Source organism: Nostoc sp. (genome assembly GCF_036918245.1).
GTDB lineage: Bacteria > Cyanobacteriota > Cyanobacteriia > Cyanobacteriales > Nostocaceae > Nostoc.
This window is the reverse complement of record NZ_JBALEF010000071.1, coordinates 233,869-248,798: the sequence shown is the minus strand read 5'-3', so window position 1 is coordinate 248,798 and position 14,930 is coordinate 233,869. Positions and strand designations below refer to the sequence as shown.

The following is a 14,930-nucleotide window of genomic DNA, read 5'->3' as shown; positions in this document are numbered from 1 at the left end:
TATCAGGGTGCATCTACCAATAATCTTTTCTAGGGGCAGCTAGTAGCTTCCGGGAAAAATGAACTAAATTAGAGGCGATGTCTACGATGGGCTGTAAAGCTCGTACCCCTATGGAGAAGCAAGCTACGCGTAGCATCTCTGAGAGGAAAAGACTCGCTAAGATTTCTCTACGAGACGCATTCGCGTTCGTTATCGGTGACGCAACTAGAAAAAACCCCCAGTGGGTGTTAACCAACCAGGGGAGTGAGTTATCAGGGTGCATCTACCAATAATCTTTTCTAAAATAAATGGGTCGCTACCGGATAAATTAGCAGAGGTTGAAGTTGTTACTGTTTGTCGAGCGAAGAAAAACCTCAGAGGGGTTAGTTATCAGGACAGACCTACCAATTAAACGATCGGTGCGCTGCTTAACAAAATGGGTGTGTCAGGGTTAATCAATAGCACTCAATTTTCATAAAAAAACCCCCAGTGGGCGTTAGCCAACCAGGGGAGCTAGTTATCAGGGTGCATCTACCACTTAAATGTTCTAGGTTTAACCACCATGCTCCGGATAAATTTATTAGAAAATTGATTGTTGTCGTGTGTCAAAAAAACAAAAGTGGATATTAACTCAATTAGGGGAGTTAAAGATCAAGGGACATCCATCTATTAATCAAGTATTCTAGGATTAAGCACTATTTTCTGGTAGAGAATATCTGCGTCAGAAGTTGCTGTTGTTTGCCAAAAATAAAAAAACCCCCAGTGGGTGTTAGCCAACTAGGGGAGTTGAAGATCAAGGTGCATCTACCAATTAAGTGTTCTAGACCCAAGTAATCCGATCCGGATAAAGTTGTAAAGGCAGAAAAACCAAAACGACACCGAATCAGAAACATTCAGGGGCGGGATGCATCTAAATTATCAGAGGAAGCGAAAAATCGACTTGAAACTTTCGCGTTTCAAACCAGATTTAGGAGGCGGACAGGAGAAGTTGTGACCCAGGAATTCCATATTTCCGTAACCCCAGTAGGGCAAAATGACTACTTGGTGCGGACGGAACAAGTCGCGCCTGGGGTACCATTGGCAGAAGAATTGGTGACTTGGCCTATAGCTGATTGGTTGATGGCTGCTGGGCATTTGATGAATGACCCGTTGAATTCGGTGTTACAAGGTGATCCATTTACCTCTGGCGGGCATGAAAGCGATATCGCCAGAAACTCTGTGAATTTGGTGGCGTTGGGTCAACAATTTTATAACGCCCTATTTCAAGGCACTCTCAGAGATAGTTGGATTACTGCCCAAGGTATTGCCCAGAACCATCAACAAGTACTACGCTTACGCTTGGGGCTAAAAGACACTAGATTAGCTCGTTTGCCTTGGGAAGTGATGCACGCAGGCGATCGCCCTCTGGCTACTGGGCCTTATGTGGCTTTTTCTCGTTTCCAAAGTGGAATTTTAGGGGCTTCTCCTTTGCGATCCCTGCGGGGGGCTACGCCTACGCAAAATATGCCCACACCCCTAGAACAAGGTGGTGTCAGAGTCTTGATGGTAATTGCTTCTCCCTCAGATCAAGTCCGTCTTGACTTACAGAAACAGGAAGCGATTAAACTGCAAGCGGAACTTCACCGTCAAACGTCACGACCTGGTGAAGGTCGCAATCGTTTCCCCGAAATTGAACTCACTGTATTAGACCAACCAGGACGGGAAGAACTGACGCAAGCCCTAGAACAAGGTAGATACCACGTTCTCCACTACTCTGGTCATAGTAACTTAGGCGCAAATGGCGGAGAAATTTATCTTGTTAGTCGCAGAACTGGCTTAACGGAAATCTTGACTGGGGACGATTTGGCAGGTTTGCTCGTCAACAATAATATCCAAATGGCAGTGTTTAATTCCTGCTTGGGGGCATATACAGCAGCGTCCAATCCCTCTGGAGATACTGGCGAACGAAACTTAGCAGAAAGTCTGGTGAAGCGCGGAATTAGAAGCGTTTTGGCGATGTCAGAACGGATTCCTGATGAAGTGGCGTTGACGCTCACACAATTGTTTTACCGCAACTTAAGTCAGGGATATCCAGTAGATTTGTGTGTAAGTCGGGTGCGCCAAGGATTAATTTCTGCTTATGGTTCTCACCAGATGTACTGGGCATTACCGATTTTATATCTCCAGCCAGAATTTGACGGTTTTTTAAGTCAGGAAACTGAGGTATCCGCAAATACGGAGTCGCTGAATCAGTATAGTTCGCTTTTAGGGGCAACTTCCACGATGTACCCTGCTATGCCTGATGATAGCGAGATGCCTTTAGGAATGGAAGACATGATTCCTACTGGTTTGACGCGTGACTCTTCTGGGTTGGACTGGCTGGGTGAAGATACTTGGGGCGATCTGGTTGATGAAATTGAGTATGATGACCCCAGCTATGAAGAAGATTCTGCGATAGTTTCGGATTTGTTTCGTCAGCTAGATAACCAAAAAGCTGCAACTGAACCAGATCAACAAATTCGCGAAAATAGTCTTCACCAAAGCCAGGTTTCAGAGGAAATAACTTCCTCAGAAGAGTCAGCAGATTTGTGGGGAGAAGTTCCACCTGAGCCACCTGCAACTCCTGGGAACCTTGAAGAAAATTGGCAAAATTCTAATTTTTCGCGTAGGCATAGCCCGCCGCAGGCATCGCAACCACCCCCACCAAGAAATCGTACCCGTCGCCGCCAGCTGTGGCCAATTGTGGGCGTTGTGGGGATCAGTGCGTTAGCAGCTGCGATCGGTTTAAATTGGTGGTGGCAAAATCGCCCCCAAGCACTGCCTAAAATACCAGAAATTCTTACTCAGTCTCTACCTGATTCTCGACCAATTCAAAAGCAGCCGAATATCGATTTAGAAATAGAAGCGACTGGAATTGTCACCGCTACTGCTACGGAAAAATTGAGCCAGGGTGACTTGCAAGGTGGCTTATTGGCTGTAGAAGAACTACTCAATCGGGGCGCACTAGCTGCGGCTGAAACTTCCTTAAAACTAATTCCCAGTAAACAAGCTGACGATCCATCTGTGAATTTTTACAAGGGAAGATTGGCGTGGCAGTCTATCCAAACTGGAGACAATAACTATAGTGTCGATGATGCCCGCCGTTACTGGGAAACTGCTGCCAAAGCTAAACCCGAATCACTTTTGTATAATAACGCTTTGGGATTTGCCTACTACACAGAAGGCAATCTGAATCGAGCCAATGATTCTTGGTTCAAGGCTTTGAATTTAGCTCTCAAAGAACAGAATACAAATTCAACATCCAGAAATACAGTAGTTCCTCAAGATGCTTTAACTTCTTATGCTGGTTTAGCTCTTGGATTGTATAAATCTGCACTTAGTCAATCTAGTGGTAAGCAAACACAGTATCTGAATGAAGCGATCAAGTTGCGGCAAACGGTTCTCAAGTCCGATCGAGAAAATTTCCAGGTAGATAAATTAGCTAAAAATTGGCTGTGGACGGAGAAGGCGATTGAAGATTGGCGATCGCTCCTTCAGGAAAAAGGTGAAGAACAGTAATATATTGTGGTGGAGCGATCGCTTTTAATTAGTAAATGTTAAGCGCGATCGCTCTGTTGATTCAGGCTGGCGATGCCAAATTCAACAAGTTTCAATCCCTAATAGGGATTTTGATGAATTGTAATCTTCCTTGAATAGCGACATTAGCACTATCAATCGCAGTTTCAATCCCTAATAGGGATTTTGATGAATTGCAATTTGGTTATGAATGCTCCGTTACTTGGCTTTTTCCGTTTCAATCCCTAATAGGGATTTTGATGAATTGCAATCAATTGTATCTGCAAAAATAATACAGCAGAATGTCAGGTTTCAATCCCTAATAGGGATTTTGATGAATTGCAATATATTATTGACAACTTAAGTGAATATGACATTGATGTTTCAATCCCTAATAGGGATTTTGATGAATTGCAATCTGGAGCAAGCATTGGAACCGTGAGTTTTGAAATTGTTTCAATCCCTAATAGGGATTTTGATGAATTGCAATTCGCAGTTGATCACGCTAAGAAGTTAGGAAACGCTGTTTCAATCCCTAATAGGGATTTTGATGAATTGCAATCTGCATGGATGCGCTACTAGCAAGGCGCTATGGACTCTGTTTCAATCCCTAATAGGGATTTTGATGAATTGCAATTGGAACTTCAACTGGAATAGCACTGATGAACAATTAGTTTCAATCCCTAATAGGGATTTTGATGAATTGCAATGCCGCCGAGTTCTTATTTACCAGGGTGACGAATCAAGTTTCAATCCCTAATAGGGATTTTGATGAATTGCAATAGGCATTAGCCATTCCTGATCTTCATCGCTTAATGTTTCAATCCCTAATAGGGATTTTGATGAATTGCAATCACCACTGGGAAGCGTCCCGCCGTTTAGTAAAAGGTTTCAATCCCTAATAGGGATTTTGATGAATTGCAATCTGATCTATCTCTTGGATTAATGCTGTTGCCTTGTTTCAATCCCTAATAGGGATTTTGATGAATTGCAATTTGGAAAAATCCCCTTGTCATAATAGATGAAAGTGTTTCAATCCCTAATAGGGATTTTGATGAATTGCAATCGCTCTGATTGAATTTCATACCAGGGGATGCCATAGTTTCAATCCCTAATAGGGATTTTGATGAATTGCAATTTGCCGCTCGCACCGTTGGGGATTTTGCGATCGCATCTGGTAGTTTCAATCCCTAATAGGGATTTTGATGAATTGCAATAGCGGAAGCCGGAAAGGCAAGCTATATTTAGTTTTCAAGGTGCGGTTGCGCGATTCTGGAGCAATCATAGCATTAGAGAATTCCTTTGGGAAGAGTGTCGGGAAAGGTTAAAGGCTGACACCCTAGTTTTTGTAAGCATTTCAGAGATTGCGCGGATGATAATTGGGTGATCAATGGGGTGAAATGCTTGCTGGTATTGAGATAGAAGCACTTTTTTGGGGCTGTGGAATTTGTACACCTACCCATTCGCGCATTTGACATACAGGAACTCTGTAAGATATGCGATCGCTAAAAATAATCTAATGGTGATGGGGGGCGCGATCGCTGCCTTCGGAGCCAGAAATCCCAGTCTTTATATGCTTATAGCCTCCCACATCACACACAACAACACTTGTAATGTTAGTCTTGAGACTCCTCAGAGATAGATTCTGATTCTGTTTCAAGTTCTTCTGTTTGAACTTTGGGGGCTGGAGGTTTAACCGGTTTTGGGCCACGCGCTAGTGCAGGATTCACTGGTTGCCTGCCTTCATCCCTATATGACGATCCTTTTTTCCCTTTGTCAGATGAGCGATCGCGGCTCGGTTTTGAGCTTTTGGGGTTGGATTCAATAGGGGTTACAGAATCCGAATTTTCGGAATTGCTGTCAGTGCTTTCTTGAGACTGACGTTCCGATTTCTTGATTGGACGTTCTACCATTGTTGATTTTTGTAAATTTATCTGTATGGTACATCGGTTTGGTGACTATCAGACTGTCGAGTAGCATTTTTAAAGATTTTATTGTTGGAATTTCTAAGTAGCTGTGGAGAGTTGTTTTGACAAAAAAGCAGCCAACAAACTTTATTAATTAACTCACTAAATGTAAAAATGGGTGCGTTATCCATAGCTAAACGCACCTGACAACTATTAAACAAAATCAGGTCGTGCCTGTTGCCTTGATTTGAACTTTTCTTCTAAAACTGCCCAATTTTCTTGCTCAATTAAGTTAGTCAACTCATCGAGGTTTTGACGATATTGTTGGAGCGATCGCAGCAATGCTTGACGATTATACCGCGCCATCATCACGCCCAACTCTGGATTCCCGCCACCCACACGACTGGTATCCCGAAAACCCGAACTGGCTAACTTTTGGGCTAATTGCAAAACATCGGGGTCAGTTTCGCTCAAACAAGCAGCAATCAACGAGGAACTAACCATCACCGGTAAATGGGAAATCCAACTCACAGCACGGTCATGTTGTTCTGGTTGACAATAATAGATATTAGCTCCTAGCGATCGCACAATTTCTTCCACAACTGTAATTGCACTAGTTGGTGTTGTCGTTATCGGTGTTAGAACATAAGGTTTATCAACAAATAAATCTCGCTGTGCAGCTTCTATCCCACTGTCTGTTCTTCCCGCCATTGGATGACCACCAATAAAATTATCCCAAAGGGGAGTAATATCCTTGACTATCTGTGCTTTCGCCGAACCCACATCAGTCACGACTGTAGCGCTAGGCAAATGAGCGATTAACTGTTCAAATTGGGGCACAATAAGGGCTAGAGGTGTACAAATAAATACAACTTCTGCGGCTGCTAACAGGCTCAGATCGACTGATGCTTCATCAACACTGCCAAGGGTAACTGCCTTTTGACAGGTAGCTTCACGGCGACTAACTCCTAAGATATGATGTCCTTGCGATCGCAAATCAAAACCCAAAGATCCACCAATCAGTCCCAATCCTAAAATCCCAATATTCATTTTTGATTTTGACATTCCGTTTTTTATGACTTTACCAACTATTAAAGTTGGCATCCAAGGGGTAGCATCGATGACTGTAGAGGAATTACTGGAACAATACGCAGCAGGAGTCTTAAACTTTAGTGGTGTTGACCTCCCAGAAGCCAACCTGAGTGGGGTCAAACTCAGTGGCGTGAATCTGAGCGATGCTAATTTGAGTATAGTCAACCTGAGTGGTGCGAATCTGAGTGAAGCTAACTTGAGCAATGCCAAGCTGAATGTAGCCAGACTCAGTGGCGCGAATCTATGCAGCGCCATCCTCAACAACGCCAGTCTCAACGTTGCTAATTTGATTCGAGCCGATCTAAGCCGCGCTCAACTCAGAGGAGCCTCATTAATCCGCGCCGAGTTAGTTCGCGCTGACCTCAGTCGCGCTGACTTGTTGGAGGCTGATCTCACCAGTGCTGATTTGCGAGAGGCGACACTCCGCCAAGCGAATCTCCGTCACGCTAACTTAAGTGAGACTGTCTTGAAAGGCGCTTCCTTGACCGGAGCCAACTTAGAGATGGCTAACTTAAACGCCAGTGACCTCAGTCGTTCTGACTTGAGCGGCGCAAATTTGCGAGATGCTGAACTCAGACAAGCCAATCTCAGCCATGCTAATTTAAGCGGGGCTGATTTGAGCGGCGCAAATCTCCGGTGGGCTGATTTGAGCGGCGCAAATCTCCGGTGGGCTGATTTGAGCGGCGCAAAATTGAGCGGGGCTGATTTGAGCGGCGCAGATTTAAGCAGTGCCAATTTAACAAATACAAGTTTAGTACATGCCAATTTAACTCAGGCAAAATTAATTAGGGCAGAATGGATCGGTGCTGACTTAACTGGAGCAACTTTAACTGGAGCAAAGCTTTATGCAACCTCCAGGTTTGGTTTAAAAACCGAAGGCATGACTTGTGAATGGGTTGATCTTAGCCCAGCTGGCGATCGCTCCATTGTCCAAAACTTCCATTCTGAAGAGTCACGAGATTTTTTTAACGAAACACCGCCAACAATTCGGATTATTGTTGATGCAGCCCTAGAACACGAAGCTAATTTTGCGATCGCAGGCGCTTACTACCAAATTGCTCAAGAATATCGGGGATTGAAACAACCTCCAAGCATTGAAAGTGGTCGTCGTAGAACTATTTTTACCTTTCATGTAGATAGCGACGAAGCATTATTTATCACTGCTTACATTGTCATTCTTCCCTTTCTAGATGCAGCATCTACCCAAAAGAATATTTCCAGTATAGTGGAAATGATGAACAGTGAAGTGGTTGCAAACCAAAACTTAAAATCGCCTCATATAGTGAAACAATTAAATACTCTTTTAGAACAAGCTATAAATCAGGCTACAACAATTAAACAGATGAAAAAAAATATTGAAGTAGCCGGAAAATTAAATTTTTGTAAAGCCCCAACCCAAATAGTTTTAACGAATTCCAGCGCCCATACTTTGATTGTTTATGACCATCCCAACTTTGGCAAAAGATTTATTAATCGCTCTGCTCTTAATGCTTCAGCTTATGATGATATATCCAGTGAGTCCACAAAAAATATATTGCCTTCATTAGATATAATTATAGATTTTGTCAAAGGATTTCATTATATTAGTCATTAGTTATGGGGCATTGGACAAATGACAAATGGCTATTGACAAAAAACAAATGGCTATTGACAAAAAACAAAATTTTGGAGGAAAAAATGCGCGATACCTTTAATAAAATGATCGGTCGGACTCGCTATGTAGTGTTTCGCCTATTTCTGCACTTAGGGGGAGGCGAAGTAGCACCAATTTTGGGAGTATTAAATAGTGCTGGACGAGATGCGATCGATGCCGATGGCGACTTAGAAGTTTTAGGAGAAGGATTGGTAGAAATTAGCCAAACCCTGCTGCAATATGATGAATATTGGCTTTCTGCTGCCAATGAAGGTGACGTATTTTTTGATGAAGGTGAAGCCGGGGATTACGTGAATGAATTATTTACTGACTCTGCTGAAAGATATCTCAGCGAACCAGATTATGCCTCTAACTCTGGATTGAATGAACCTTTATCTATACCTGTAACTCGCAACGTCATTGTGATGATTACAGTAGCTTATGAAGGAGAAGTACCAGATTTGGAAACCGATCTTTCTAACGTTCAGGCGCTCAAGGAAGGATTGAAAGCATTGATAAATTTGCATTATAAACATAGATTGAAGGCAATCCAAGTACATTTCTCACCAGCACAGTTGGGCGATGAACTTACTAGCGATCAACTGTTGCAATATTACCCAGAATTAATTCCTTTGTAATCTGTTGGGTAGTCCGTACTTACTACTCAGATGATAAATTGTTAAGCTCAGAGATAGGACAATAATCCAATGATCATGACCATAGTACGTAAATTTACAGCCGTTTTTTTAGCTCTGAGTTTGTGTATCACAACTGTTGGTTGTGGAGGCGAAAACCAAAGTACTCCTCCAGCTAAGAACGTTAGCCAAACCTCTACTAATACAAAATTGAGCGATGGGGAGTATCAAATACAACAAGCTACTTATGACGATGCAACTGGTGAGTATAGCCTGTTTTTACTTAACAATAATCCCCCAACCTTTGCAACCGAAAATTTGCAAATGGCACGGTTAACTGACGATGAAATTAAGCAGGGTAAGAAAACCTATCTAAAGGTAGAAAAAGGACAACCGATTTTATATCTGACGGAAGACTTTAAAATTGAGTACGTCCACAACGTTACCGAGAATAAAACTAATCCCCAAACAGGACAACAAGAGACGGTTGTAGTCCGTCGAGAAAATAACTTCTGGGCACCATTTGCTGGGTCTGTGGCTGGTAGCTTGGCGGGACAGGCAATTGGTAGTATGTTGTTTAGACCCCAGTATTATGTACCCCCTGTCTATCAATCAGGACAAGGATTAAGTGGCTTTGGTGGATATGGCGGAAGCTATGGCCAAGCAGTTCAAAGCTACCAAACTCGCTACAATACGCAACCCGCAGCCGTGAGAAATCGCACTACATTCCGCAATACAGGGACAATTAGAAGGTCATATCCTGGAAATTCAAATATACGCAATACACCCCGTAGTACTACAGGTAATAACCGTCCTTCTGGTTCTGGTTTTGGTGGTAGTACGTTGCGGCCCTCTGGTAGAGCCACTTCACCCAGACGCAATTCTGGTAGTGGTTTTGGTAGTGGGCGTAGTTCAGCACCCCGCCGCTCAACTGGTTTTGGCAGCAGACGCCGTTAATAAATTCCAAATTCAATAAATAAACTGCCTAAGAAATGAAGGTAGTGTGTTGCACAAAGAAGCCGGAGGGTAATAAGTCAATCCCCCGGCTTCTGTTTATATCGATGCAATTTGTGAGGAGGAATTATTAATTATTCGGTTAAATAATATGAAATACTAAATACAAATATTGCTAAGAGAACAGGAATCATTTTATTCAAGTCTATTTGCTTTTTTTGAATCATTTCTAAACAAGACATCGGAATCATCAAAGGCCAGAAGATAGTTGTAACCACAAACATCACAACCGATAAAAATTTATCTTCTGGATTGGAAGCAGGATGACGTAGGGAAAATATTAACCAATTAGTTAAAAAATAGCATGTCATTAATAAGTAAGCAATAGTTAAAGTCAGTTGTATCTGATTCACCGTGAGTACTCCTGAAGTTATGTGAGCTTCACTAATTATCATTCGTACAAAGTTATAACATATACAGTCGGAACCTCACCCCGTATTTGCTGACGCAAACACTTCCCTCTCCTTAGTAAGGCTACGGTTTACACACAAGTCTGAAATAGCTGATTAAGCAAGGTTTTACCCCACCCTAACCCTCCCCTTATAAAGGCTACAGTGTACACACAAGTCGGAAAAACTTCATCTACCAAAGATTTGCAGTGCGTTAGGCTGGCGTAACAAAGCTAAATTGTTGCAATCATGGCGATGCCTACGGCTGGCTACGCCTACGCATTTGTTATTTCGGCGGACTCATTTGTTATTTCGGCGTTCGCATTTGTTATTTCAGCGTTCGCATTTGTTACTTCGGCGTTCGCATTTGTTATTTTGGCGTTCGCATTTGTTATTTCGGCGTTCGCATTTGTTATTTCGGCGTTCGCATTTGTTATTTCGGCGTTCGCATTTGTTATTTTGGCGTTCGCATTTGTTATTTCGGCGTTCGCATTTGTTATTTCGGCGTTCGCATTTGTTATTTCGGCGGACTCATTTGTTATTTTGGCGATCGCATTTGTTATTTCGGCGTGTCCATAACGCACCCTACGAAACTACTAAAAGAGTTGAAACCTATGCTGGTCATACTTGTGTGTACACCCTAGCCTTATAAAGGGGAGGGAACCAAATTTCCTATTTCCCCCCAAAATATCAGGGGGATTCAGGGGGGTAATTCGACTTGTGTGTACACCCTAGCCTTACTAAGGAGAGGCGTTGGGGTTGAGGTTGAAACATGTACTTTATATAAACGATAACTGCTATAGCTATAGCTATTAAAGCAATTATTAAGCGGTCTTAAAAAATCGAATAATTTCGCGGACATGATCGAGAAATTGCCCGTCGGTGGAAAGTTGCGCGATCGCATTTCTGGCTTCTCTCCCCAAACGCTCATGTTCCGTTTGATTTGTTGCCCGTAATTCTTCTAAATTAGCTGCAATTCGAGCTAAATCTCTGCGAGTTTCTTCGGTAAAACGTTGTTGAGTTGCGGATAAGGAATAGGGTTGTTCGGGATTAAGCTGATCTTCCAAAGACTGGATTTTTTGTTCCAATATTGAGAAGCGATCGCGCAGTTCAAAAATATCTTCGCGCGGATACTTCCATTCTTGGCGAATCATCGCTAACCGCGCATATAAATACTCATAAGCGCGAATCGCAGGACGCAGAATTGTTAATAACAAAGCTGCACCAGAACTTATATATCCCACTGTACTAATACCAGTGGCAGCAAGAGTATAAAGACCAACAGCTGAGAACAAGTGTAAAGCAATCGCAAGCCAGAGCGATCGCTTTGCCAATACTGTGACATACTTCACTTGTTTCTCATCGACTGGAATGCCTTTTTCAGTTGATTGTGCTGCTTCTGCTAAAACTTCTTTGGCTTGAAAATGCACATTCCACGGTACGGTAACAATTACCAACAGCCACCAAAAACTAGCACCACCAATCACCCAATCAAGAAAGTTACCTGTCGGGATGTGCAACCATTGCAGTAAGCCAAAAGCCACCAGCACCGGAACCACAATTCCAATAATGGAACCGATGAAAAAGTTGATATACATCTTACCCTGTCTCCGATGAAACTATACCTCGATTATGGCTAGTGGTTCTCAATTATACAAATATATTTGTGATGGTTTTTCTAGTTGCACATAATAAAAGAAGGGAGAAATAATGGAATACTTCTTTGTAGAGTTTCAAGTAGATGATTGCAAAAGATGACGGTACAGCATACACAAAATTTAACCTGTAGTTTGGGAAAACAGTGAGGCAATTCAAACTTTTCCCCATCTCTATTGGATGAGATAGCTACGCCAAATTGATTGACTATCTTTACTACCTTTTTCTGGAAGCAGCAATCGCCAAGTTTTACCTTCTTGCTGAATTTGTAGATAAACATCAAAGGGTTTTTTTGGTTGCGTCAACCGCCGTTTTGGCAGCTTAACAATCAAGTCGTAGGTTCCCCGAACGTGGAAAGCTGGTAAATTTTCAATCGTCAGGGGTTGTTCCTGGGTAATTGATAACCGCTTGATTTCAAATCCTTGAAAATCTAGATCCAACTGTTGGCTAAGTTTTTGTTGAGTTTGTTCTAGCCCAAGTGCGATCGCTTTTTGCACTAAATCACTAGTCGGTAGCAGTCCAATACTGCCACAGGCTGTCATTAGCACCAGCAATATTGCTGTCAAAACTAACCGCACCATGTTATTCCTGAGATTCCACTTATCAGCGATAGTATAACTGTAGTTTCTCTCAATTCTCTGATCTATCATGTCAAAACAGTCTATAGGTCTTGATAAACAACTCTACAATTATCTTTTATCTGTTTCGCTGCGGGAATCAAAGATTCTTGGGAAGTTGCGTCAAGAAACCGCCAACCATCCCCGGAGTGGAATGCAGATTTCACCAGAACAAGGGCAATTTATGAGCCTTCTGGTGCAGTTGATTGCAGCGAAGAAAACCCTAGAAGTTGGAGTATTTACGGGTTATAGCTCACTTTCTGTAGCTTTGGCTTTACCGGCTGATGGCAAGATTATCGCTTGTGATGTGAGTGAAGAATTTACTGCGATCGCTCGGCGGTATTGGCAAGAAGCTGGGGTTGCCGATAAAATCGATTTACGATTGGCACCAGCTTTGGAAACTTTAGAGCAGCTATTGGCAACTGGGCAAGCCGAGACTTTTGATTTTGCCTTTATTGATGCTGATAAAGAAAATTATGATAGATATTATGAGCGATCGCTGCAATTAGTGCGTCCAGGTGGATTGATTGCGATTGATAATGTTTTATGGTCTGGACAAGTAGCCGAGGAGCAGAATCAAGATGAAAGCACCCAAGCAATCCGGGCGCTCAACGAGAAGTTACATCATGACGAACGCATTACCCTCTCTCTTGTCCCCATCGGCGATGGACTTACTTTAGCAATCAAGCGACCTTAATACAACAAGAGCGCACAACTAGCTGTGCGCCCTTATTGCATGTTCTACTTCTATTTACTTAGAAGTTATAACCAATTCCTAACTGTAGTCCGACATCAGTATCATCCACAAAAGCAGCATTTACACCACCTGTTAGCGTAAGTTTAGAACCGAGCGGAAGGTCTACACCACCTGTTAACAGTAATCCAATATCAGTATCAGCATTAGCTTCAATTGCTACACCAGCACCGATGTAAGGAGATATAGCAAAGCTTCTTTCACCCACTGAACCTGCTCTGCGGGGAGAAAAATCTAAAGTCACAGGAACTAGAAATATTGTATTGTCCCCAAAGATCACCGATGGTCGCACTGATATATTGTTTGTTAGACCAAGTTTGCTGATCACTGTAAAGTTAGTGTCGCTCAGAGCTGTATCATCGCCACTCAAACCAATGTTACCACCAACTCCGATATAGCTTCTGCCACCACGAGTACTTCTACCTACGTTAACATCAGGTGTCCCATTTCCTGTTGGTGGCTGATTTAACTGACTGATGTTAACATCAGGCGGAATCAGGACTTGGTTAATTGCATGGATAATACCATTGCTAGCTTTCACGTCCGCCTGGAGAACTCTGGCATTATTCACCGAGACTTGACTGTTTGCGGAATCGATTTTAACATTTACAGGTCTTCCTTCATCGGTTGTCAATTCCCCTGCCGAGAGTTGACTAGCAGTTACCGCACCCGGAACCACATGATATCTCAAAATCTTAACTAATGCTTCTCTGTTCTCTGGTTGCTCTAACTGTTGTAAGGTAGCAGGAGGCAAAGCAGCAAATGCGTCATTGGTGGGAGCGAAGACTGTATAAGGGCCTGGCTGTTGAAGAATATCTGCTAGACCGGCTGTCTTTAATAAAGAAGTCAGAGTTGTAAAAGAACTACTGGATGCTGCCAGAGAAACAATATCAGTACCGCCAGGAGTTCCAGCTACAACGTACTGACTAGCTGGAAGATTGCTAGCAATGGGTTGCACCCGTCCCTGTTTAACTAAAGCTTGATATAAAAGTGCTGCTGCTTCAGCACGAGTCAAAGACTGTTGGGGATTGAGTTGTTTTACATCCGGGTAGTTGACAACAAGATTACCTACTGTTGCTGCTGCCACACTGTTAACAGCATATTCCGGGATAGCTGAGGCATCGTTATAGAAATTAGTAAGAGCACTTGTATCGCCACCAGTTAAACCTAAGCCATTACTTAAAGCAACGATCCCCTGCACTCTAGGAATTTCTTGATTTGGTCTAAACACATTCCCAGGATAGCCTGCCAAAAATCCAGTTTCGTAGGCGTTTTGAATTGCAGCAGCTGCCCAGTAGTTAGCAGGAACATCACTAAATCCACCTGCACTTAATTGCCGAACTCGGTTTTGGTTACTGAAAGCTTTTTGAATCAAAGCAGCAAATTCAGCACGAGTCACAGGCTGATTTGGTCTATAAGTGCCATCAGGAAAACCACTAATCACGTTATTCTCAGCTAGGGCTTGAATGAAGGGACGCGCCCAATAATCTGAGGAAACATCAGACAGGTTAACTGTTGAAGTAGGCGATGGTGTTGCAGGTGATGGTGTTGCAGGTGATGGTGTCTCAGGTGATGGTGTCGCAGATGGAACAGGAGTTTGAGATGAAGCTGGGGCAGAAATTGTGATGGGAGTTATTGTAGCAGCTGTCATTCCCAGAACTAGCAAAGCAACCTTTGTTGATGACCAACGAGACAAACTAGACATGGAAATATCCTCTTT

The 14,930-nt window shown here is 42.8% G+C and carries 12 protein-coding genes and 1 CRISPR repeat array; of the genes, 6 read left to right on the top strand and 6 right to left on the bottom strand.

The features are described from left to right. The first annotated feature begins 969 nt into the window (after positions 1-969). Positions 970-3,516 carry a cell division protein HetF gene (gene hetF / locus V7L12_RS20885; RefSeq protein WP_335087133.1) on the top strand — a complete coding sequence of 849 codons (2,547 nt, stop codon included), beginning with the start codon at positions 970-972 and terminating at the stop codon, positions 3,514-3,516. Positions 3,517-3,604: 88 nt separating this feature from the next. Further along, positions 3,605-4,730: a CRISPR direct-repeat array (repeat unit 37 nt; unit sequence GTTTCAATCCCTAATAGGGATTTTGATGAATTGCAAT). Positions 4,731-5,129: 399 nt separating this feature from the next. Here the strand turns inward: hetF and V7L12_RS20880 are convergent. After that, entirely contained in the window at positions 5,130-5,426 is a 297-nt protein-coding gene (locus V7L12_RS20880) for a hypothetical protein (protein WP_334822067.1), read from the bottom strand. Positions 5,427-5,633: 207 nt separating this feature from the next. After that, positions 5,634-6,470 carry a prephenate/arogenate dehydrogenase gene (locus V7L12_RS20875; RefSeq protein WP_335087206.1) on the bottom strand — a complete coding sequence of 279 codons (837 nt, stop codon included), beginning with the start codon at positions 6,468-6,470 and terminating at the stop codon, positions 5,634-5,636. A gap of 70 nt (positions 6,471-6,540) precedes the next feature. Between V7L12_RS20875 and V7L12_RS20870 the strand changes: the two genes are divergently transcribed. From V7L12_RS20870 to V7L12_RS20860, 3 genes are all read left to right on the top strand, one after another. Further along, positions 6,541-8,106 (top strand): pentapeptide repeat-containing protein, encoded by a 1,566-nt coding sequence (locus V7L12_RS20870; RefSeq protein ID WP_335087205.1) that lies wholly within the window; start codon positions 6,541-6,543, stop codon positions 8,104-8,106. 83 nt (positions 8,107-8,189) lie between these two features. Then, the gene (locus tag V7L12_RS20865; protein ID WP_334926545.1) at positions 8,190-8,783 is read left to right on the top strand and encodes a DUF1517 domain-containing protein; all 594 of its coding nucleotides are present in this window, start codon (positions 8,190-8,192) and stop codon (positions 8,781-8,783) included. Positions 8,784-8,852: 69 nt separating this feature from the next. After that, a complete protein-coding gene (locus V7L12_RS20860; protein WP_334822065.1) occupies positions 8,853-9,737 on the top strand; it encodes a hypothetical protein in 885 nt (294 codons plus the stop codon). A 131-nt stretch (positions 9,738-9,868) separates the two neighbouring features. Here V7L12_RS20860 and V7L12_RS20855 read toward each other — a convergent pair whose 3' ends face one another. Next, positions 9,869-10,147, bottom strand: coding sequence for a hypothetical protein (locus tag V7L12_RS20855; protein WP_335087130.1), 279 nt, complete (start codon positions 10,145-10,147; stop codon positions 9,869-9,871). A 277-nt stretch (positions 10,148-10,424) separates the two neighbouring features. Here V7L12_RS20855 and V7L12_RS20850 point away from each other — a divergent pair, with 277 nt between their 5' ends. Beyond that, entirely contained in the window at positions 10,425-10,835 is a 411-nt protein-coding gene (locus V7L12_RS20850) for a hypothetical protein (RefSeq protein ID WP_335087128.1), read from the top strand. A gap of 172 nt (positions 10,836-11,007) precedes the next feature. Here V7L12_RS20850 and V7L12_RS20845 read toward each other — a convergent pair whose 3' ends face one another. Together V7L12_RS20845 and V7L12_RS20840 are read right to left on the bottom strand one after the other, a co-directional pair. Continuing rightward, the gene (locus V7L12_RS20845) at positions 11,008-11,781 is read right to left on the bottom strand and encodes a hypothetical protein (protein WP_335087126.1); all 774 of its coding nucleotides are present in this window, start codon (positions 11,779-11,781) and stop codon (positions 11,008-11,010) included. Between the two features lie 231 nt (positions 11,782-12,012). After that, on the bottom strand, positions 12,013-12,420 hold the full coding sequence (locus V7L12_RS20840; protein ID WP_335087204.1) for a hypothetical protein: 408 nt from the start codon (positions 12,418-12,420) through the stop codon (positions 12,013-12,015). 67 nt (positions 12,421-12,487) lie between these two features. Here V7L12_RS20840 and V7L12_RS20835 point away from each other — a divergent pair, with 67 nt between their 5' ends. Further along, the gene (locus V7L12_RS20835; protein WP_335087124.1) at positions 12,488-13,153 is read left to right on the top strand and encodes a class I SAM-dependent methyltransferase; all 666 of its coding nucleotides are present in this window, start codon (positions 12,488-12,490) and stop codon (positions 13,151-13,153) included. Positions 13,154-13,211: 58 nt separating this feature from the next. On the opposite strand, the gene V7L12_RS20830 is transcribed toward V7L12_RS20835, so the two are convergent. Beyond that, the gene (locus V7L12_RS20830; RefSeq protein WP_335087122.1) at positions 13,212-14,915 is read right to left on the bottom strand and encodes a fasciclin domain-containing protein; all 1,704 of its coding nucleotides are present in this window, start codon (positions 14,913-14,915) and stop codon (positions 13,212-13,214) included. Between the last annotated feature and the right edge of the window lie 15 nt (positions 14,916-14,930).

What these genes read in the sequence shown, in the direction of transcription:
- V7L12_RS20880 (WP_334822067.1), bottom strand. Translation starts at nt 5,426, where the DNA reads ATGGTAGAACGTCCAATCAAGAAATCGGAACGTCAGTCTCAAGAAAGC.
- V7L12_RS20875 (WP_335087206.1), bottom strand. Translation starts at nt 6,470, where the DNA reads ATGAATATTGGGATTTTAGGATTGGGACTGATTGGTGGATCTTTGGGT.
- V7L12_RS20870 (WP_335087205.1), top strand. Translation starts at nt 6,541, where the DNA reads ATGACTGTAGAGGAATTACTGGAACAATACGCAGCAGGAGTCTTAAAC.
- V7L12_RS20865 (WP_334926545.1), top strand. Translation starts at nt 8,190, where the DNA reads ATGCGCGATACCTTTAATAAAATGATCGGTCGGACTCGCTATGTAGTG.
- V7L12_RS20860 (WP_334822065.1), top strand. Translation starts at nt 8,853, where the DNA reads ATGATCATGACCATAGTACGTAAATTTACAGCCGTTTTTTTAGCTCTG.
- V7L12_RS20845 (WP_335087126.1), bottom strand. Translation starts at nt 11,781, where the DNA reads ATGTATATCAACTTTTTCATCGGTTCCATTATTGGAATTGTGGTTCCG.
- V7L12_RS20840 (WP_335087204.1), bottom strand. Translation starts at nt 12,420, where the DNA reads ATGGTGCGGTTAGTTTTGACAGCAATATTGCTGGTGCTAATGACAGCC.
- V7L12_RS20835 (WP_335087124.1), top strand. Translation starts at nt 12,488, where the DNA reads ATGTCAAAACAGTCTATAGGTCTTGATAAACAACTCTACAATTATCTT.
- V7L12_RS20830 (WP_335087122.1), bottom strand. Translation starts at nt 14,915, where the DNA reads ATGTCTAGTTTGTCTCGTTGGTCATCAACAAAGGTTGCTTTGCTAGTT.